Annotated in this window: 22 protein-coding genes; 6 read left to right on the top strand and 16 right to left on the bottom strand. The window is 33.5% G+C overall.

The annotated features are described in order from the left end of the window. Positions 1–92 precede the first annotated feature (92 nt). From ACSG5Z_RS06295 to recQ, 5 genes are all read right to left on the bottom strand, one after another. Positions 93–425, bottom strand: a complete 333-nt coding sequence (locus ACSG5Z_RS06295) for a DUF952 domain-containing protein (RefSeq protein ID WP_435711045.1) — start codon at positions 423–425, stop codon at positions 93–95. Positions 426–507: 82 nt separating this feature from the next. Continuing rightward, entirely contained in the window at positions 508–2,583 is a 2,076-nt protein-coding gene (locus tag ACSG5Z_RS06300) for a HelD family protein (RefSeq protein WP_087983855.1), read from the bottom strand. A gap of 116 nt (positions 2,584–2,699) precedes the next feature. Continuing rightward, the gene (locus tag ACSG5Z_RS06305; protein ID WP_435711047.1) at positions 2,700–3,443 is read right to left on the bottom strand and encodes a class I SAM-dependent methyltransferase; all 744 of its coding nucleotides are present in this window, start codon (positions 3,441–3,443) and stop codon (positions 2,700–2,702) included. Positions 3,444–3,625: 182 nt separating this feature from the next. Then, the gene (locus ACSG5Z_RS06310) at positions 3,626–4,009 is read right to left on the bottom strand and encodes a gamma-glutamylcyclotransferase family protein (protein ID WP_435711049.1); all 384 of its coding nucleotides are present in this window, start codon (positions 4,007–4,009) and stop codon (positions 3,626–3,628) included. A 26-nt stretch (positions 4,010–4,035) separates the two neighbouring features. Then, entirely contained in the window at positions 4,036–6,153 is a 2,118-nt protein-coding gene (gene recQ / locus ACSG5Z_RS06315) for a DNA helicase RecQ (RefSeq protein ID WP_435711051.1), read from the bottom strand. A 284-nt stretch (positions 6,154–6,437) separates the two neighbouring features. On the opposite strand from recQ, the gene ACSG5Z_RS06320 reads away from it, so the two are divergent. The 4 genes from ACSG5Z_RS06320 to ACSG5Z_RS06335 all read left to right on the top strand — a co-directional run bounded on the left by ACSG5Z_RS06320 (position 6,438) and on the right by ACSG5Z_RS06335 (position 8,982). Next, positions 6,438–6,599 carry a hypothetical protein gene (locus ACSG5Z_RS06320; RefSeq protein WP_353840523.1) on the top strand — a complete coding sequence of 54 codons (162 nt, stop codon included), beginning with the start codon at positions 6,438–6,440 and terminating at the stop codon, positions 6,597–6,599. 682 nt (positions 6,600–7,281) lie between these two features. Continuing rightward, entirely contained in the window at positions 7,282–7,905 is a 624-nt protein-coding gene (locus ACSG5Z_RS06325) for an acetylglutamate kinase (protein ID WP_435711052.1), read from the top strand. Positions 7,906–8,034: 129 nt separating this feature from the next. Continuing rightward, on the top strand, positions 8,035–8,391 hold the full coding sequence (locus ACSG5Z_RS06330; RefSeq protein WP_000606238.1) for a hypothetical protein: 357 nt from the start codon (positions 8,035–8,037) through the stop codon (positions 8,389–8,391). A 138-nt stretch (positions 8,392–8,529) separates the two neighbouring features. Then, positions 8,530–8,982, top strand: coding sequence for a hypothetical protein (locus ACSG5Z_RS06335; protein ID WP_435711053.1), 453 nt, complete (start codon positions 8,530–8,532; stop codon positions 8,980–8,982). Positions 8,983–8,984: 2 nt separating this feature from the next. Here ACSG5Z_RS06335 and ACSG5Z_RS06340 read toward each other — a convergent pair whose 3' ends face one another. The 3 genes from ACSG5Z_RS06340 to ACSG5Z_RS06350 all read right to left on the bottom strand — a co-directional run bounded on the left by ACSG5Z_RS06340 (position 8,985) and on the right by ACSG5Z_RS06350 (position 11,166). After that, positions 8,985–9,191: a hypothetical protein gene (locus ACSG5Z_RS06340; protein WP_137015648.1), complete on the bottom strand. Its 207-nt coding sequence runs from the start codon at positions 9,189–9,191 to the stop codon at positions 8,985–8,987. Positions 9,192–9,490: 299 nt separating this feature from the next. After that, positions 9,491–9,940 (bottom strand): DUF6884 domain-containing protein, encoded by a 450-nt coding sequence (locus tag ACSG5Z_RS06345; RefSeq protein ID WP_435711056.1) that lies wholly within the window; start codon positions 9,938–9,940, stop codon positions 9,491–9,493. A gap of 20 nt (positions 9,941–9,960) precedes the next feature. Continuing rightward, positions 9,961–11,166 (bottom strand): peptide ABC transporter permease, encoded by a 1,206-nt coding sequence (locus ACSG5Z_RS06350; protein ID WP_435711057.1) that lies wholly within the window; start codon positions 11,164–11,166, stop codon positions 9,961–9,963. A gap of 161 nt (positions 11,167–11,327) precedes the next feature. On the opposite strand from ACSG5Z_RS06350, the gene ACSG5Z_RS06355 reads away from it, so the two are divergent. After that, on the top strand, positions 11,328–11,525 hold the full coding sequence (locus tag ACSG5Z_RS06355) for a DUF4017 family protein (protein ID WP_435711058.1): 198 nt from the start codon (positions 11,328–11,330) through the stop codon (positions 11,523–11,525). 18 nt (positions 11,526–11,543) lie between these two features. On the opposite strand, the gene ACSG5Z_RS06360 is transcribed toward ACSG5Z_RS06355, so the two are convergent. From ACSG5Z_RS06360 to ACSG5Z_RS06380, 5 genes are all read right to left on the bottom strand, one after another. Further along, positions 11,544–13,190, bottom strand: coding sequence for a M3 family oligoendopeptidase (locus ACSG5Z_RS06360; RefSeq protein WP_435711059.1), 1,647 nt, complete (start codon positions 13,188–13,190; stop codon positions 11,544–11,546). Positions 13,191–13,298: 108 nt separating this feature from the next. Then, the gene (ppaC, locus tag ACSG5Z_RS06365; protein ID WP_435711061.1) at positions 13,299–14,228 is read right to left on the bottom strand and encodes a manganese-dependent inorganic pyrophosphatase; all 930 of its coding nucleotides are present in this window, start codon (positions 14,226–14,228) and stop codon (positions 13,299–13,301) included. A gap of 162 nt (positions 14,229–14,390) precedes the next feature. Beyond that, the gene (locus ACSG5Z_RS06370; protein ID WP_048547409.1) at positions 14,391–15,056 is read right to left on the bottom strand and encodes a lytic polysaccharide monooxygenase; all 666 of its coding nucleotides are present in this window, start codon (positions 15,054–15,056) and stop codon (positions 14,391–14,393) included. Positions 15,057–15,303: 247 nt separating this feature from the next. Next, positions 15,304–15,819, bottom strand: coding sequence for a DinB family protein (locus tag ACSG5Z_RS06375; protein ID WP_088063704.1), 516 nt, complete (start codon positions 15,817–15,819; stop codon positions 15,304–15,306). 255 nt (positions 15,820–16,074) lie between these two features. After that, a complete protein-coding gene (locus tag ACSG5Z_RS06380) occupies positions 16,075–16,578 on the bottom strand; it encodes a GNAT family N-acetyltransferase (RefSeq protein WP_088063705.1) in 504 nt (167 codons plus the stop codon). Between the two features lie 107 nt (positions 16,579–16,685). Here ACSG5Z_RS06380 and ACSG5Z_RS06385 point away from each other — a divergent pair, with 107 nt between their 5' ends. After that, entirely contained in the window at positions 16,686–16,982 is a 297-nt protein-coding gene (locus tag ACSG5Z_RS06385; protein ID WP_060487071.1) for a hypothetical protein, read from the top strand. Between the two features lie 146 nt (positions 16,983–17,128). Here the strand turns inward: ACSG5Z_RS06385 and ACSG5Z_RS06390 are convergent, their stop codons facing one another. The 3 genes from ACSG5Z_RS06390 to ACSG5Z_RS06400 all read right to left on the bottom strand — a co-directional run bounded on the left by ACSG5Z_RS06390 (position 17,129) and on the right by ACSG5Z_RS06400 (position 20,703). Then, positions 17,129–17,494, bottom strand: coding sequence for a carboxymuconolactone decarboxylase family protein (locus ACSG5Z_RS06390; RefSeq protein ID WP_435711063.1), 366 nt, complete (start codon positions 17,492–17,494; stop codon positions 17,129–17,131). Between the two features lie 103 nt (positions 17,495–17,597). Next, positions 17,598–19,088: an alanine/glycine:cation symporter family protein gene (locus ACSG5Z_RS06395; RefSeq protein ID WP_435711064.1), complete on the bottom strand. Its 1,491-nt coding sequence runs from the start codon at positions 19,086–19,088 to the stop codon at positions 17,598–17,600. A gap of 130 nt (positions 19,089–19,218) precedes the next feature. Continuing rightward, a complete protein-coding gene (locus tag ACSG5Z_RS06400) occupies positions 19,219–20,703 on the bottom strand; it encodes an aldehyde dehydrogenase family protein (protein WP_435711065.1) in 1,485 nt (494 codons plus the stop codon). Positions 20,704–20,718: the final 15 nt, after the last annotated feature.

The raw sequence follows: 20,718 nt of genomic DNA on the forward strand, positions 1-20,718 counted from the left end.
AAAACAATACGTATTTACAAAAAATAGAAAATAAAAAAGCACAAACTATATATTTTGTGCTTTTCTGGCTAATTTAAATGCTTATAACAATTTTAATTTTGTACCTCTTGTAATATAAACTCTCCTTTTTCTTTAATAAATGGGGTAACATTTACAACTGATTCAATATGAATTACTCCATATACATGCGGATATTCTTGACCGTTAGAAGCAAGTTCATATTTTATTTCTGCTTTTATTAAGGATCGATCAATTGTCAGTAATAAAACATCTTCTTTATGACTAAAATGTTTTTCAGCAACTTCTAAAGCTTGTTTTAAAAATGAACAATGAATAAATCCTTCTTCTTTTAGTGAAGTTTCATTAATTTCTCCATTTATCTTTGCGATTTCCCAATTTCTTTTTGTTATTACTTTTGTGATCATTGTTATTTTCTCTCCATGTCTTTATATAGAAAAACAAGAGGTTCTTCTTTTTGTTACTAGAAACGCCTCTTGTTTTTCATATTTATTTTATTCCTTTAATTAAAGGCGATGCTTCCCCGCTATGGAAAATCCATAAATCATGAAGTGACCTTGTACATCCGACATATAGTAACTTCGCATCATGTTTCATATTTTTATAATGTTCTTCATCAACATCGATTAATAGAACCGCATCAAATTCTAGCCCTTTTGCCAAGTATACAGGTACTACTGAAATACCACCTTCATATTTACTTTGATCTGCTTCAATGACGTTTACGGCCAATCCTGCTTTTGTTAATTTCTCATATATATCGCGACATTCATCTTCTGTTCTTCCTATTACCGCAATTGTTTTCACATCTTCGTTTTGTAGATGTTTTAACGTCTTCATAATCTCATTAAATTGATCTTCTGCATGGATTACCTTAACATTTTCACCACTGCGAAAAACTGGTGTTGCGAGCCCAACTGGAATCTCTGCGTTTTTAATTATTTCGTTCGCAAATTCTATAATTTCTTTTGTAGAACGATAACTTCTCGTCAGTTCATAATAACCTGTTTCTTGGAATACTTCCTTAAAAGCACCCCAATCTTCAATCCCTTGATAATCATAAATTGCTTGAGATAAATCACCTAATATAGTGAAAGAATTACCTAGTGTAATTTCTTTTAATACATACACTTGGAATGGTGAGAAATCTTGCGCTTCATCAATAACGACGTGATGGAATTTCTGTCCGATTTCAATACCTGTTATGCGGTGATGTAAGTAAATTAAAGCTGGTAAATCTTCTACATACACTTCTTTTTTACGACAACTCTTTTCAGTTTCTTTCACAAGTTCTTCAGGCAATACTTCGAGTATTTCTTTACTTTTCAATATTGAACTATAAAGTGAAAGTGGGCTCATTTTCGGCCAAAACTTCATATATGTGTTCAATCTCTTTGTCGCTTCTTTTTTTAATAATTTCTTCTCGTTTGTTTCTCCATACTTTTTCAGTTCAATTTCAATCCAGCGCTTCATTCGGCCGACTAATCTTTCTCTTCTTTTCTTTAATGGATAATGTTTATATTCAACTTGCATCCATTTTTTTATGTCTTCTACTGGAATAATAGCTTTGTCCCATGCCTCAAAATCACTTGTTGGTATTAATTCTTTTTCAAATTGAACCATTCTCTCTTCAATAAAGGACTTAAATTCCAGCGTGCCTTTCAATTTACCGAGCATAACCTTTTCTTCATCACGATTAATAGAAAAGGCTTCTTTCAACTTTTCTTCTGTTTGCTTTAGTTTCACAGAATCATCTAACGTACGTAATGCCCAATCTGGAAATGTTGTTTGACTAATATTCCCTACACCTAATTCAGGAAGCACACTCGAAATATAGTCTAAAAACAGACTATTCGGAGCGAATACAATCATTCTCTCAGCTTCTAATTGTTCACGATATTCATAAATTAAAAAAGCAAGGCGATGTAAAGCGATCGTTGTTTTTCCGCTTCCTGCAACCCCTTGAATTAATAATGGTAAGTTTCTTTCCGCACGAATAATATCGTTTTGCTCCGATTGTATCGTCGAAACAATATCCTTTAGTTTATTATCTTTATTCTCACCTAATCGATATAGAAGAAAATCATCGGCATGTGAGACATCTTCATTTCCTTTTACATATGTATCAACAACACGTTCTAGTTCTCTTTTTCGAATAGAGATGTTTCGCTTTAAATACACATCACCTTCTACTAATCCGTCTGGCGATTGATAAAATGCTAATTCATCTCCACCGGTAAATGAATAAAACATACTTGCAACAGGTGCCCGCCAATCTATTACAATTGGTTTCATTGTGTCTTTATGTGAAACACCTACTTTACCGATGTAGATCGGCATAACATCTTCCTTGCCATCCTCTTGAAAATCTAATCTTCCAAAGTACGGTTCTTGTACACCGATACGTAAATTTTGCCTATTAGATTCTCTCATACTTTCTAGAATTTGTTCTTTAAAATCATCTCCATAATAAACCGGAATGTTTTCGAGCTGTTCTAATTGATCATCCATCGTACGTAATGTATCTTTCATCCTTTGTAACTCTTCTTCAAAAATGTTGTTCATTTGATGATTCCCTCCTGTCCGTTCTAATTTTTCAGTCGAAATATAATTGTATTAAAAATCCATTTATAAAGTCAATAGTTTTAGTAAGAATTTTCTAAAATAAAGAAGAGTAGAGATTAATCTCTACTCTTCTTTATTTTAATTCGGTACGCCAAACATTCATTTAAAGTTGTTAATTCTTTATATTTCTCTTTTTCAAAATCATATGCTCCGCCTGGAAAGAATCCTACAATACTTAAACCAGCTTCAGCACATACATTACTAATCTCATCTACCGTATAACATCGTAAAGACTGTGTAACTATATCATTTGGATTATTAGGATGCCACCAATGATCTAACATTCTTTCATTTATACGATCATATTCGTATTTTCGCATAGCTGAGCTTAAAGACATTTCTTGTCCACTTACCTTTTTCCAATACAATGGTTGATAAATATCAATAAGTGCACATCCATCATCCTTCATCCAGTTTTTAATCCGTTTTAATAGAATCAATTGCTCATCATCTGATCCTACACCAAATCCGTCTAAATAACTAACAACATCAAACTTTTCTTCAAAATTTATTTTATAAAAATCAGCGCAATGAATATCAATATCATTAGTAGAATGTTCTTTCGCAAACATAACTAACTCTCGTACTAGCTCAACTGTAGTCATCTTTACATTCAAATTAGACATCGCTCTTGCAAATCCACCATTTCCTGCTCCTAGTTCTAACATCGACTGAAATGTATATCCAACTTGCTCTTGTACTTCTTTAGCAACTTCCTGTAACCAATTTTCATTATTTACATCATAGCTTAGTAGTTCAAATTGTTTTTTATAAAATTCTTTTACATTTAATTCGTTCATTAATATTCTCCTCCTGTATATTATTTTTCTGCTACAGGTGAGAAACTAAATTTCTGATACCCATGAAAAATCCTCCTTTTGATTTCCCTTTATTTACATTTTATCAAAATAATCAGAAATTTAAAAGTGTCAATATAAAAAGCAGATAATGGATAATCCCACTATCTGCTCTATGGCTTCTATTATTTTCCTTGTTGATGCTCCACCCAATCACCAGAAATGATAACTTTCTTTAGCATCTCTTTATCTTGAGCGACATACACAAATGCACGTATTATTCTATCTCCTAAATAAATCGTTTCGGTGATTCGGTCATATAAATCACTTTCTGCATTACCTGTATATTCTTCAAGTTCATCTAATTTTTGCAGAATAACCTCATTTACTTCATAAACTTCTCCGTATACTTTGTCCTCATTTGAACAAATCATTGCCGGATACCCCTCGTTTGTATCAAATAATTTACCATACGTCCATGCTCCGTCTGCGATGCATATTGTACCTTGCATAAAATGAGCATTCGTTTGCTCTTTTCTTAATGTGCCATACACGAAAACGTGATGCATATATCCCCTATCCCCTTTATATATATCTACTTTCTAAATTGTAAATATGCACGAATCATAAAGTAACTCACTTCATTTGGAAGTTGTTCCTTAATTGATTTCAGACCACCTTCTGCATTTTGCACGGCAGTTTCAATCAGTGATTCATATTCTGCAGGAACAAAACTGTTCCAGTCTATTTCCATTCCATCTTCAAAAGAGCGAATTAAATGATTTTCAATTGTTTGTCTTGATAAGCCACGTTCTTTCGCAATTTCATCTAGATCAATGCCTTGTTTATACATTTCATACGTTTCTAAATGAGAATTTGCTGAAGCTTTCCCTGACTTTTTCCGCTCTGTCACCACTTCTGTTTTAACTGTTTCAGCATAGTTTGGATTGTCCTTAATAAAGTGCTGAACTGCTTGTAAGAAGTGAGAACCATACTTCACAAGTTTATGTTCGCCGATCCCTTTCACAGTTAAAAGTTCAGAGTCACTTTGTGGCATTTTTGCACACATATCCTTCAACGTTTGATCAGAGAAAATAACGAATGGAGGTACACCTTCTCCTTGCGCAATTTCTTTACGTACTTCGCGAAGTACTTCAAATAAAGGATGATCTTGAACAATTTGTCTTGTCTCTACTCGTTCTTTACGTAAAACATTCTCTTTACCTAATAATACTTCTTTCCCTTTTTCCGTAACTTTTAATGTCGGATACGTACCATGTTCTACTGCAATTAACTCATCTGAAATTAGAAACTCAATAAATTCACTAACTTCTTTTACACTACGATTTGATAGTAACCCGTATGTTGGTAAAGTATGAAAATTGAATTCAATAACTTTCTTATTTTTAGAACCAGTTAAAACTTGTGCAATCATTTGTTTTCCAAATCGTTGGTTCGTTCTAATCATGCAAGATAGAACCATTTGTGATTCTCTCGTCACATCGATACTTTCCCGGTCGTCCGTACAATTTCCGCAGCGACCACAATCTTCTTTCGGTTCTTCCCCAAAGTATTGCAAAATAAATGATTGTAAACATTGTTCTGTATGACAATAATCAGTCATATTTTGCAGTTTTTCAAGTTCATTTGAAAATCGAGATTCACCTGTCGATTGATCAATTAAAAAGCGTTGTACTTGCACATCCTGAGAAGAATATAGCAATATACACGCACTATCTAATCCGTCACGTCCAGCACGTCCTGCTTCTTGGTAATAACTTTCCATGTTTTTTGGCAATTGATAATGGATAACGTAACGAATATTCGATTTATCAATCCCCATCCCGAATGCAGATGTTGCTACCATTACACTCACTTCATCACGTAAAAAGAGTTCTTGCTGCTCATTTCGATCGGTATCACTCATACCAGCATGGTATTTTGATACCGAAACTCCCGCTTTCATTAAATCTTCATACAACTGATCAACTACTTTTCTAGTAGCTGCATATATAATCCCAGATTCCTTTTGATTTTGACGAATATAATCCGCTAAATATGCATTTCGATCTTGTCCTTTAATAACAGAAAATGATAAGTTCTCGCGCTCAAACGTTGTCATAATCGTATTTTCTTGATTAATTCCAAGCGTGTTGCAAATATCTTCACGAACTTGTGGTGTTGCCGTCGCAGTTAAAGCTAATACAAGCGGCTTTTCGGGAAGATAATCTAATATGCGATGTATATGTAAATAACTTGGACGGAAATCATGTCCCCACTGCGAAATACAGTGCGCCTCATCAATTGCAATCATCGGGATTTTCATATCGATAAGTTGGTCAACAAACTCCATTGAATCAAGACGCTCAGGCGCTACATAAAGTAACTTATAATGTCCTTGTTTCGCTAATTGAATGCGTTGATTCGCTTCTGTAATTGAAATAGAACTATTAATATAAGTAGCTGAAATACCGTTTTGTATTAATGTATCTACTTGGTCTTTCATAAGTGAAATCAAAGGTGAAATAACTAATGTCGTTCCTTCGAATACTAATGCGGGAATTTGATAACAAATTGACTTACCACCACCCGTAGGCATAATACAAACCGTATCTTTCCCATCTAATACATTTTTAATTGTTTCATCTTGTCCTCTTCGGAATGACGAATAACCGAAATAAGACGCTAAAAGTTCTTGTGCTTTTGTAAACAAAAAAGAGTCACCTGCTTTTCTATATCTTTCATCTATTCCTATTATATCATCACTTATGCGTCATGAAAGTGATGAATACATGACTAACAACTTGCTTTTTCATTTTTTATGCTTTTCTACGTTTTAAAGGTTGTTTAGCAACGGTGTTTTAATGGCTATTTATGTTTATAAATTTTAAAACAAAAATAAAGCACATATAAAATGAATTACAAAATAAATATACATTTTATTACTCTTCCTTGAATACTACTAATCTTATACATATGAATTCAGGAGGTTACTATATGAAGCAGCAGAATATTAGTTCCATCAAGCAGAAAACAGTACCGAACCAACTCCAATTTTCAAATCATGATGCGTGGAAATATGAATCGTATTATAAATACCAGCCATTATTTTCTTATAGAAATATTTTCCATTTCCTTTCTCAACTTTTTAAACGTTAATGTGTATGTGATATATTATCCATAATAATTTTCTCAATATATACCTTATAGACTTACTATAATACAGCTGTTATCATATGAAATATTCTGTTGGATAAACCCCTTAAGTTGACCTGCTTATAAAAGCAGGTCTTTTTTGATTATTATACATTTCAGTACACTTTAAGATACACTTGTATATCTTTTCTCTATTTTATAACCATACTGCACTCACAACAAATGATAATAGTAACGAGATGTAAAATATAAGTTCTTAACATTTATTGAAGTAATTCTTTTTTTCTCAATACACAAAACGAATTTCACTTATTACTATAAAAGTACTCCAGATGAGTTTTTGCTCATCAACATTATCTAGTTAACGGGATCTGCTGCGGGAAGCTGATCCCATTGACTTTATTAAAAATCCACTTTCATTTGGACACATTTACCAGGTTTTTTAAATAGAATTTTATGATAACATTACTTAGTCGAGTCCGACATCTCGGCAATACCCTTTTGAGGCTCTGCAACTTCCCTTGCAGAGCCTTGTTTATTTTTATATTCATTTTATTTGTATATACCACAATAAAATTCTTCATCTTTTTCCATATCAATTTCTGAAATTAATTTAGGACACGTAACTAAAAATAAATTCCCATCATACTTTGAGTTATACATGTTCAAAGGAGTGTTACCTTTTATGTATTCTTATTGGCAATCGTATTACTCCCCCTATCATAACCCTTATGTACACTTTGATACATCTATACGTAATTACCGAATTAGTAAAAACGAGAACTTTTTAAAAGGTTATATGCGTTCTTTATGGGAACAACATGTCGCTTGGACGAGATTAGCTATTATTAGTATTGTCTTTAATTTACCAGACGTAAACGTTACAGTTGGGCGACTTCTTCAAAATGCAACACATATGGGACTGTCACTTGAACCATTCTATGGTGAAGATGCTGTAAAAAAATATAGTGCACTAATTAAAGATCACTTAGTCATTGCAGCGGATCTAGTTAAAGCCGCAAAATCAGGTGATCAAAATGCAGCTGCCGCTATAGAGAAAAAATGGTACGCTAATGGTGATGAAATTGTGGCGTTTCTTACTAGCATCAACCCATATATAGAAAAAGAAGAATTCAGAAAAATGTTTTATGAACATTTAGCACTTACGAAAGCAGAAGCGCTTGCCTTCCTAAATAAAGATTTTGAAGCAAGCGTAAAACTATACGATAAAATTGAAAAAGAAGCATTAGAAATGGCTGATATGCTAACAAATGCAATCGTAAAACAATTCCCACAAGTGTTTCAATAATAATAAGCCGATTTGAAAAAACAAATCGGCTTATAAAACTTTCTATCAATGAAATTTCACCTCTCCTCTTTACATTTAACGTATATCGATATATTTTATTAATATCCGTTTTTTATAGGAGGAAATCTTTTGATTAACGCCATTGGTCTCGTATTTATCCTCACAAATAAACACGAGAAAAAGAAGAAAGTTTATCTGAATGAAAAATTTGCATTAATAGACATTATTGATTCTAAAGAAGTAATTGATGATGAAGGGAACTCACTAGTAGAACTAACATGTAAATACAGTATTTATCTAGATGAAAAATATTACTGTAAATCTCTCGATGATTATACTGGACAAGTATTTCCGTTCTTGAGCGCTAAAATAGGAAAAGGTCTTCTCAGAAACTTAAATTACTATTTCTCTTACGTTGATGCCTATGATAAAAAACCACCCGTTAAAGAAATTAGGCCACTTATGAAACAAGTAACGAACAGATAGCGAAAAATACTAAAAAAAGAAAGCATCTAACTTCGGATGCTTTCTTTTTTGAATCTAGAACTCATTAACTTCTATCCTTCTTCTAAAAGTATGTATCTAGGCATACGTTTAATTAAAAACATTGGAGGATTAAACTAAATGAAATACTCAGAAACGATTGTTAGTAAACGGCTTCGAACACTTAAAATATCTAGTATATTTATTATGCTAGTTTTAATTGGATGGCTTGGATATACAAAATTACTTTATGAAAACGGATTTCTTCAAGAAAAGAAAATTTCAGTTGAAGTAATGAATACTAGTATTACAGGTGAAATTGAACAAAGTTTCCATGTAAACTTACAAGGTTACCGTAAAACAGACGTTGATACTATTATTGATGCAAGTAAAACCGATCCGAGCGAACTATCTTTAATTGAGATTATCAATACATCTTGTTCACGAGATTGCATAGGTGAACCATTGGCATATGTAAACTCAAACGATGGATATATCTTTTATAAGGAGTCTACCGGAACTAATGTTGCTTTAAAAATCAAAAAACAAGACTCGTGGGAAATCGTAAAAAAATCTGTTCAAGATGGAATATAACATTAGAAAATTAAAGAGTACGTAACGTACTCTTTTTTATTATTAATACCCTTCATGTTTACAATGACATTTTGGTTTCTCTTTACAATTACATTTTTCACAATCACACTTCGGTTTCTCTTTGCAGCAACACTCGTCACAATCGCATTTCGGTTTCTCTTTGCAACGACATTCGTGACAATCCCTGCATTTACATCCACATCTTCCAAACATTAAATCGTCCCAAAATGAGCGCCTACAATTACAATGATTCCCCAAGAATATGCATCCTCCTAAATAGAATTCATCATATTCTATGTTTAAAAGTAGAAAAAAGTTTGTTTACTAGTCTATTTTCTAGATTTATAAGTATAGTTATAAATGTTATACTTTTCTATTAGTTGTACCTAATATATTTAAAGAGATTACTACAAAGAAAAAAGCCCAATATTTGGGCTTTAAATTAATATGTATTTTCTATCTTCTTGCTCACAATATATATAACTAAAAAGCTCATACAACAAGTTGGCTATAGTTCCTTTCCTTCCTCCACAGCCCCTTTCAACCTCTGCAACATATACCCAATCCCTTTACACCCTGCTAACGGATACGTAATAATTTCTTCTGGATACAGTTGTGTCACTACTTTCTTATGCTTCTTCCCTGCAAGTAAAACTATTTCATCAAACTGAAGCAAGTCTTTTTCAATCATCTGTTGTTTTAATTGCTCCATACTAATAATTTCATCGCTCTTTGAATCGAAAGCAAGATCATAGTTTTCTAATACAATATCATTTGGTCTTAAAAATCCATGCTTCGCCGATAAGATAACCCAATTCTCGAAAAACATAGTTGCATACGCCTGACATGCTTTTCCGAACGGGCTAATATATACATCCTTTGCCTCCATCGGTCCGTAATCTGGATACTTATCCCAAATTTTCTTTTTTCCGCATGGAATTATGCATAACCTTTTCATCGTTATTTCTTACCTCACTTCTAACTTTTTAAATATAAAAATATAGAATTCCCTACTTCTTCATACTCAGCTTCTATATCTCCAATCCCCACTACGTTCCAACCATTATTTGTTTCTATTGGCTTTTCATTCATTATAATATGAACTTGTGTCATATTTTTAAAATCTTCTTCAAAAGATGCTAAAACAGGTTGATCTATCATAAATGTTTTATTATGTATACTCACACTTAAAAAGGTTTTATGTAATGCTTTATTTCCGTTTAAATTTACATTCATTGGATTAAACATGTTTAATTTCATATTACCTACAATATACAGATGATACCCTTTTTCTTTATAGAATTGTTTAAAATCCTTGTCTCTTTCGTTTTGAACAAAATGAAGGATTTGCTTCGTTTCTTTACTTATTGCAATTTCATTATTAAAACTCAAATCCACATTTATATTTTGTTTTAAAAAGGCATATAACGATTTATCACTATTAAAGAAGCTCGTTTTCCAGTTAGGAAGGATTTCATCTAATAATAAACATAAAAGCATTCCTGAGCTATAGCAGCTCTTCCTAATGTTATAATTAGCTTCATATGCATCTAAAATAAATCCGCTATATTTTCGTAATGTTTCGCTTTCATCCTTTTCACATATTGCATTGTAAGCGTTCATTTCTACATACCAAGCAGGCCCCTCTATACTTTCAACCATACACTCATATGTTATAAACTCTTCTTTCATAAAACTAGTTCTTTGCTCTCTTAGTTCAATAAATTGCTTAATATAATTATATTTCTCAGCTTGTGACTTACAATGCACAGCATCATATAAACACATTCGTTCATTATTTCGCAATTGTATATTTTCTTCTAATATAGGATATAGAAATCCTAGAGATTCATTTGGAAATCTACTTTCTTTATTCAAATATTGATAGCAATGAAAAAGTTCATGCACCACAATCGCAAGTAAACTTTCATAATCTTTATGCCTATTCATATTCACGATGGCAGTTGGATAATCTTTTAATAAGATACATGTATCAGCCTTAAATTGGTCATCTCGCTTTAAAACGGCATACTCACCATCATCTTTCAAAAATAATGGATGATGAAATACATACACATGCTCATCATTATATAATGCAAATGCAGCCCTATTAAAACCAGGCCAAAGCGTACTCAATAATTCTATACTTACATCTTTCTTTATTCGATTTAATATATTGTTCATTATATGTAACACCCCTATATCATTCTACATACACCTATTCTATTCCACTTAATAACAACCCTTTTATTTACATAAATGTTAGAAAAACATATATCTTTTCTCAAACCATAATGTATTATACAAATATACATGTGATGATTTTATGAAAAGGAGGTGAACAAATGAAAAATATAATCCCTGCGCTAGTACTCTATATTATCGTTTGCGTAATCGCTATGATTGCTCCAGCATCTGAAGGCTATAATCATGTTGGCTGGAAATTGTTTGTTGGGCAAGCATATGCTATACCTATTTTCTTCATTACTGCAATTATTACATTTTATATAAACAAGAAAAAATCTACGAACAAACAGTTATAAGGATAGCAAATGCTATCCTTATTTTAATTCATTTATTAGATCAAAAATTACACTTGCAGTACTTTCTATCCTTTCTTCCGAAAAGTCAAACGTAACACCTGTTTTTTCATATATTTCTTGTATAGGTAAATTCCAATCTGCATTCGCTCCCTCTTTAAAGAAAGCAATCGCTTTTTTTGGATCCTCTCGATAAATTTGAAACAATTGCATTGCTCCTATTTGCGCAATTGCGTATTCAATTTTATAGAAAGGAAACTGAACATAATGAAATGACTCTAACCAGCTTGCACCGATTTCATCTTCTAATCCTACAATATTGACTGGTGAATATTGATACCTTTTACATACTTCAGCGTATTTCTTATCACGTTCTTCTGATGTATGGTTTGGATTTGTATAGATCCAGTGCTGGAATACATCTCCTGCAATTGACGACATTAATAAAGACAAAGCACGATATAATTGTACGCGCTGCACTTCTTTATATTCATCCTCTTGCTTATAAAAGATATTGAGCTTATCCATTACTAGCAACTCAAGACCTAGGGAATAAAGCTCAGCTACCTCTTCACGAAGATATCTTTCTTGCATGCTACTATCATTGTTAAATTGTTTATAAAAATGAAATGCATGCCCCACTTCATGTATTAGCGCGTTAATTGTATAAAATGATGGACTAAAATTAGAATACACAAAAACCTCTTTACTATGAGGAAAGGTAAAACAAGCAGCTCCCGGTGCTTTATTTTCACGCTCTTCTACGTCAATTAATCCCGTTTTTCGTATATGAATAAATTTCTCATAAAAATATAAATCTGTCTTCCGAAATATTTCTTCCACCCCATTCAATAAATCAATAGCATTTTGGAATGGAGCTTTTGGTAATTTACATGGAGTAAGGTCCCAAGGGCAATATTTTTTTACACCGAGATTGTTTTTAGAAAGAATCCCCAACTGTTCCCATATTGGTACAACATACTTTTCTATAGATTCATGAAGCTTATAACACTCTTTAATACTATAATCTCTATTTTTTTGTTTAAAAGCATACTCACTATAATTATTAAATCCTGCATGTAAAGCGATCTCATTCCGCAATTGTATGAGTTCATTCATAATACAATCTATTTCTATTTTCACTATACTTCTTGCTTCACATAAAGCGTACCAAGCTTTTTCGCGAATAGCTCTATTGGGGTTATCTAGTTTTGCTTTTACGTATACATACGTCTTTTGCTCTCCTTCCCAATTAATAGATATGTTAGACATTATTTCTCTATATTTCGTAATAAGCTTTTGCTCTTTAATGGAAAGAGCAATATTCTTGTCATTAAACATTTTACTTTTTACCAATCTTGCTTTTTTCATAAAACCGTATTTCTGCTCATTTAATAAGTCGGAAAACGGAGACTTTCTAAATTTCTGGTCAAATTTCGCATTGTATCTTTTTAAAAGTGGTTGAATTGTATTTTGATTATACATATGTAAATTACGTTTATTTCTGTCATTTGTATCTCTATACGTGGCAATTAAACTACTTGTTATCTCCTCTTCTATTTCAGCGGTTACACGCAGTTCATCCAAAAGCCAACTCTCTAATTCTGAAACAGAAGTAATATTTCGCTCTAAAAGTGACTGTAATTTACTCTCCAAATCATTAAGCATACACAATCCTCCTGTTTTAAAATTTTAATTTTCTGTTTTTTGGAGATAGAAAAGGACAAGTAGCCAATCCGACTACTTGTCCTTGCTGTGTATCTGCACTCAATGAAATTAAGCTTGGAATGCTTCTGTTAATATTGGTACGATTTGTTTTTTACGAGATACAACACCTTTTAAAGTAGCAGTGTTGTTTTCTAGAGATACGTTGTATGCTTTCTCAACAACGTTTGCTGCTTTACCGATCGCAAGACCGACAGAATCGTTAGTTAAGATATCAGTTACAACGAATAAGAATAGGTCTAAACCTTTTTCTTCTACTACTGCAGAGATAACTTTTTCAAGTTCCGCTTGGTGTACAAGAACGTCGTTTGTATCAACAGCGTTTACTTGTGCGATTTCAACTTTCGCATTACCCATTTGGAATTCTTTAGCGTCAAGAGAGATTAATTGCTCCATTGTTTTTCCGCTTAAGTCAGCACCAGCTTTTAACATTTCTAAGCCGTAGTTATCAGCATCTACACCAGCAATTTCCGCTAATTCACGAGCTGCTGCTACGTCTTGCTCTGTGCAAGTTGGAGATTTGAATAGTAAAGAATCTGAAATGATTGCAGATAACATTAAACCTGCAACTTCTTTACGAATTGTAACGCCATTTTCTTTGTACATTTTGTTTAAGATTGTAGCTGTACAACCAACTGGCTCACAACGATAGTAAATAGGATCGCTTGTTTCAAAGTTAGCAATACGGTGATGGTCAATAACTTCTAACACACGAACAGACTCGATATCGTTAGCACTTTGTTGACGCTCGTTATGATCAACTAAAATAACGTTGTCCACTTCGCTTGCAACTGTCTCAACAAAACGCGGTCCTTCTACTTTAAAATGGTCTAACGCAAATTGAGTTTCACCGCTGATTTCGCCTAAACGTACAGGCTCAGCATTCATTCCTAATTCTTTTTTCAATTCTGCATAAGCAATTGCAGAACAAATTGCATCTGTATCTGGGTTTTTATGCCCGAAAACTAGTACTTTTTCCATGTTTTCCACCTCTTCATGAAAAGGATATCTTAAAGAAGCAAATATGACAATATTTAAAGCATAATTTTTTATAAATAATTGCACTTTCTTCTATATTTTTCATCGTTTTTCGTAAAAAAAGATCATCTAAAATGAATTAGATGATCAAAATGTATATTTTATTTAAAATAAGCTAGGAGCTTGCACTACATGATTTAGCGGAAAATTTGATGCTAAACCGTTATTTACAAGGTTAACATCTATAACTTGATAAAATGCATTCCCAGTATCTGCAATTTCCCAAACAGCTAAAATAAGGTGATATCCATTTCTATCAGTAGGTACATTCGCTTCATGAGTTACTGAAGTTCCTGGTCTTGTTCCCCCATCATTTTTCACATAGAATGGCACTAAATCTAAATCAGACCTTGTTAACGGCTTATTTGGATTCCAATCTTTTTTCGTAATATAGTATTTCCATTCTTTCGTACTATGAGGTGCGGTTAGTTTCCACTTGAATGTATTCGTCCCGCCGTTTAACGTAACTTTCTTCCACCTATCAACTGATTGAACGTCTAAAGCAGGAAAATGGCCTGCTCCTGCAATTTGTCCATCAGAAGGTCCTAATTGCGGGAATCCACCTATTCCTTCTACACTTTGCGGCTCGTATTGAATCGGTCCGCAATTTACATTTACCCCTTGCTTACATAAATAAGAACGGCTCGCTGGTGATTCAACATATCCATGAGCTGAAGCTTTTTCTGAAAAACCGAAAGTTAACAATCCCGTAAGTAATATACCACCACTTAATATAACTTTCTTCACCTTCTGTAAACCTTTCGTTCTCATCCCGTCATCCCCTTTCCCATAATAAAGCGAAAATAACTATAGTCGGCTAGTCATCTTCTCTACATCCATTATAAGTCAAGGAGTATAACGAAAAGAACCCTCTAAAAACTTTCTCAAATTCATTTAGTACATTATATAAATTTTATTGATACATTCAAATAACACCGCTAGAGAAATATAGACGGTGTTAAATATACTCAATTAAACTATTCGTTTATAAATAAATTACGAAATTGGCAAAGTTAGTCTAGTTATCAAATAGCCCTCTCCCTCTCAGATTTGCGGAAACTGGCTCCTTTCCGATTTCACGTGCCCATATAGATAACTGGCCGATATGATGGATTTCGTGGACAATGACATGACGTATTAACTCTCCGTGTGTACATTCAATGACTCGACGCCTAATTGGTGCGTCTCTTGAGCTAATCGGCTCTTCATTGAAGTCAGCTTTTGAAAGTTTCCGAGAATCCATTTCATTTGTCCAAGAGGTCACAAATGGCTTCACTTTCCCGTGGTATTGAGCTGAAAGATTTTTCACTTTTTGTAAGCTGGCATACTCTTCAAACAATGGCTCCTCAGGCACTGATTCACCACGCAAACCTAAGATCCACATATATTCCACATCTACAATATGAAATAGGGTATGTAGTATACTGCCGAATCCACCGACCCGTTTCTTTACCAGTTCTTCGGCCGATATGTCTTCGCACCATGTAAACCAATCATCACGAACTTGCCAGTTATATTGAAACAGTTTCAACATCACAGCAACCTCCATCTTTTAGATTAACATTTAATATTCACCAAAAGACTTCAAAATTCCTATTTAAGTAATACCTCTTATACAACTGTTAAAACCTTATACAAATTGGCCCTCAAATTGAACATTCAATATGAAGTTAATGAATGAAAAGAAAACCCCTATTATACAGGGGGTTATCAATTTTTTTACAAATCAATACTCAGACCTAATAACAGATTTTTCGTTTAAAAATATCCCTCTTTTCAAATAAAAATACTAAATCATTTTATAATAAATAACCGTTGCATCTAAATTACCATTTGGAGATATTGCGTATTCTGGTATTTTTCCAACTTCTTTATAGTCTAATGATTTATACAATCTATTAGAAGGGTCTCCTTCTCTCGTATCTAGCACTATAAGAGACCTATTTTCTTGCTTTGCTCTTTCCTCTGCTTTTTGCATAAGCGAACGTCCAATACCGTTACGTCTAAAGTTCGGGTGAGTCATTAACTTGCAAATTTCAGCTCTATGAATCCCATTAGGCTTTGTAACTAAATGTAATTGAATACTCCCTGCCACTTCATTATTTATTTTAGCAACATACAAGATCACTTCTGGTGCTAAAACAGTTTCCCAATACTTTGTTGATTCTATTTGTTCCAGTGGAGGTAAAAAACCAATTGACGCCCCATCATCTACAACCGTTTTCAAAAGTTTAGAAAGCTCTTCCATATCATCATTTATTTGCTTAATCTCTTCAATTACTAAATTTTGCATTACTAATCCCCCTTTTGTTTCATTGTACCAAGTTTTAAGGAAGGAATAACAGGTTACTAAAAGGAAATATATATTTAGTTAAAACATACTTATATAATGTATGGCAAGTGGAGGGATTAACCATTAGTAAAACAGGTTTTGACTTAATAAAACATGAGGACAACTTTAATCTTGGCTATGAAGATATCGAAGAGATAGCTATGAGCTGTAAATTCTCTAACTGCACTCATACAAATGAACCACATTGCGCAATTAAAAAAGCTATTTCCGATGGATTTCTTACAGAAGAAATAATGAATTGTTATTATCGAGATAAGAACGAATTTGAATATGTATGTAAACAAAAGAACAAAACAAAAGCTATTGATTATATGAAACAATTGAAACTTTTTAGAAAATCTTAAAACTAAATAAATAGTTGTGATTTCTCATTCCCACTACATTTAAAATTCTTACTTTAATACATCACATACTAGATAATTTTTATACTCAAATTTAATCTCAAGTAAAAGAACGTTTTAAACATAAAGTTTAAAACGTTCTTTTACATTCAATGCTTCTGATTTTTCAGTTCACTTAAACACTCTTGTACTAATGTTACCGCTTGACTCATTGCAGCTCCGCCAGCAAATGCTGCTGATACACCACATGCTTCCAGAATCTCTTTATCTGAACACCCTTGATCAAGACAACCTTTTGTATGATAAACGGTACAATATTCATCTTGCGTTGCTAGGCTAATTCCTAATGCAATAAGTTGTTTTTCTCTTTTCGTTAAAGAACCCTCTTGAAAACAAGCTTGCGTGAATGCATTATATGTTTCCGCAATTTCAGGAATTTGGTTTGTAAAACTACCGATTCCTTCTTTATAATGATGTAGAACGTCATTTACTGAATTATGTTGTTCGTGTTCCATTTTATTATTACCTCCATTCCAATTATGTGTACCTATTGTAGTATGTGATGAAAAGAAGGCAATATACAACGCTATAAAAGAATGAATATTCAGTTTATTTTAACTATAATTTCAGACTATCATCCTCTACTGTTTGTTCTTTATAATTTTTCCTTTCAATTTCTTTACTTCTTTCTTCCCAAAACATTAAACCTTCAATTCCCACATTTTTAGGATCAAATACTGGATCTTTCCCTTCTTTTTTCTGTGCTTCATAATCTTTTAACACTTTTATTGCAATTTTACTTAATAGTAGAATCGCAATTAAGTTTAACCATGCCATACTACCGATTCCTAAATCTCCAAGATTCCATAAAAGCGACGCTGATTCTACGCTACCGATGTAAACCATAATTAAAAATCCAATTTTTAAAACTGGTTTTAACCAGCTATGTTTAAGCTCACGATCTAAATAAGTAAGTGTCGTTTCAGCGATATAGTAGTATGCGAGTAAAGTTGTAAATGCGAAGAAAAATATTGCGATTGAAATAAATAATGGACCAAACCCTGTCATAACAGTTTCAACTGCTTGTTGTGTATAGATTGGACCTGCATCAACATTCCCTATATTCTTTACTATAGCGCTTTTCCCTTCAGGTATAACATTATACATACCTGTTATTAAAATCATAAGAGCTGTCGCTGTACATACAACAATTGTATCGATATATACAGAAAACGCTTGAACTAACCCTTGTTTTGCAGGATGGGATACTTCAGCAGCAGCGGAGCTATACGTCGCTTCTCCAACACCAGCAACATTTGAAAATACAGCACGCTTTACGCCCCATGCGATTGCTGCACCAACGATTCCGCCAAACATTTCATTTACACCAAAAGCACTAGAGAAAATTAAAGCGAACATACTTGGAATTTCTGTTACATTCGCAATTAATACGATACATGTAACAATTACATAACCTATTGCCATAAATGGAACAAGCATTTGCGAAACGCCCGCAATTCTCTTTACGCCACCAAAAATGATTGATGCTAATAATATAACTAATAATATTCCAGTTATATATTTGCTAATGCCATTAGAGTTTTCAAATCCAACTGCGATACTACTAGACTGAATACCTGGTAATAAAACGCCATATGAAAGTGTTACAACAACCGCTACAATGACTGCAAACCATTTCATTTTCAAGCCTTTTTCAATGAAATATGGTGTACCACCTCGGTATTCATTCCCAACTTTACTTTTATACACTTGAGATAATGTTGATTCAACAAATGCACTCGCTGCTCCTAAAAGAGCCATTACCCACATCCAAAACACAGCTCCTGGTCCGCCAAAAGCGATAGCTGTCGCGACCCCTGCGATATTACCTATTCCAACCCTACCTGATAAGGCTAAACAAAATGCTTGAAAGGATGAAATTCCCGTCTCCGAGCTCTTCCCTTCAAATAATAATTTAATCATCTCTTTAAAATAACGAATTTGCAGAAAACGAGTGGCAATTGTAAAATACACACCTGCCCCTAATGCAAAAACAACTAACCCAATACTCCATACTTGCCCTACTAACCACTCTACTAATTGCTCCATCCAAATCCCCCTTAACATTCTTTTGAAAACTATTTTATATATAAGAAAACGGACAACTATTATTAAACCTTACAGTTGTCCGCATCTCTCATTATTTCATCCCTCTATTTATTAACAGTTAGATTCTCTATTACTTTATATTTACCCAAACGCTTTTCACTTCTGTATAGTTATCAAGCGCATATGAACCTAACTCACGACCGATTCCAGATTGTTTAAAGCCACCAAATGGTGCAGCTGCATTTTCTAAGTTATAATCATTAATCCATACTGTTCCTGCCTTTAATTTATTGGCAACTTGATGTCCTGTTTTAATATTTTGTGTCCATACGCCCGCAGCGAGTCCGTATGAAGAGCGATTTGCTCTTTCGATAACCTCTTCTGTTGAATCAAATGGAAGTACAACGACAACTGGTCCAAAAATTTCTTCTTTCACAATTGTCATATCATCAGTAACATTTGTGAAAACTGTTGGCTGTACAAAATATCCTTTTTCAAATGCCCGTTCACCACCAGCAGCAACAGTAGCACCTTCTGCTTTTCCTTGTTCAATGTAATGTAGCACACGCTCTTGTTGCTTTTTAGATACAAGTGGACCCATTTCCGTTTCCTTCTCCATACCTGCTCCAAGTTTCACGTTATTCGCCATTTTCACTAGTTCATTTACGACTGTTTCGTAATGTTTTCGGTGAACGAACACGCGAGATCCAGCACTACAATTTTGGCCATGATTATACATAATGCCTTGGAATGCACCGTTAATCGCTTCTTCTAAATCAGCATCTTCTAAAATGATATTTGGTGATTTACCACCAAGTTCTAACGTTACATGTTTAATTGTTTCTGCAGATTGACGCATAATATATTTCCCTGTAACTGTTGAACCTGTGAAGGCTACTTTATCAATATCATGATGGTTTACGATTGCAGCTCCTGCTTCAGGGCCAAAACCTGGAACAAAGTTTACAACACCGTTTGGAAAACCTGCTTCTTTAAAGAGCTTCGCTGTATATAATAACGATAAAGGCGTTTGCTCTGCTGGTTTTAATACGATTGTACAACCTGTTGCTAGTGCAGCTCCCATTTTCCAAGAAGACATAACGAGTGGAAAATTCCAAGGAATAATTTGACCTACAACGCCAACAGGTTCATGGCGTGTGTAATTTAAGTAATCTTTTGAAATCGGAATTGTTTGCCCGATAATTTTCGTAGCCCATCCCGCATAATAACGATAATTTTCTACAGTCGCTGCAATATCATCATCCAGTGCTACTTGATATGGTTTTCCATTATCTAAAGCTTCTAACTGCGCTAATTCTTCTCCATGCTCTTCAATTAAGTCTGCTAATTTATAAATTAGGTGCGCTCTTTCAGCGGTAGTCATTTCTACCCAAGATCCTGATTCAAATGCAGATCTTGCAGCTTTTACCGCTACATCAATATCCTCTTCTCGCGCTTCGCATACGACAGCTAAAACATCTTCTGTTGCTGGATTGTATGTCTCAAATGTCTTCCCGCTAATGGAAGGTACAAATTCACCATTAATAAACATTTTAATTTCTTCATTTAAAAACGCTTTCACTTTTGGTCTCAGCTCAATGTTTGTCGTTAACATATATGCTCTCCTCCT

This window comes from Bacillus pretiosus (genome assembly GCF_051294775.1).
Classification (GTDB): domain Bacteria; phylum Bacillota; class Bacilli; order Bacillales; family Bacillaceae_G; genus Bacillus_A; species Bacillus_A wiedmannii.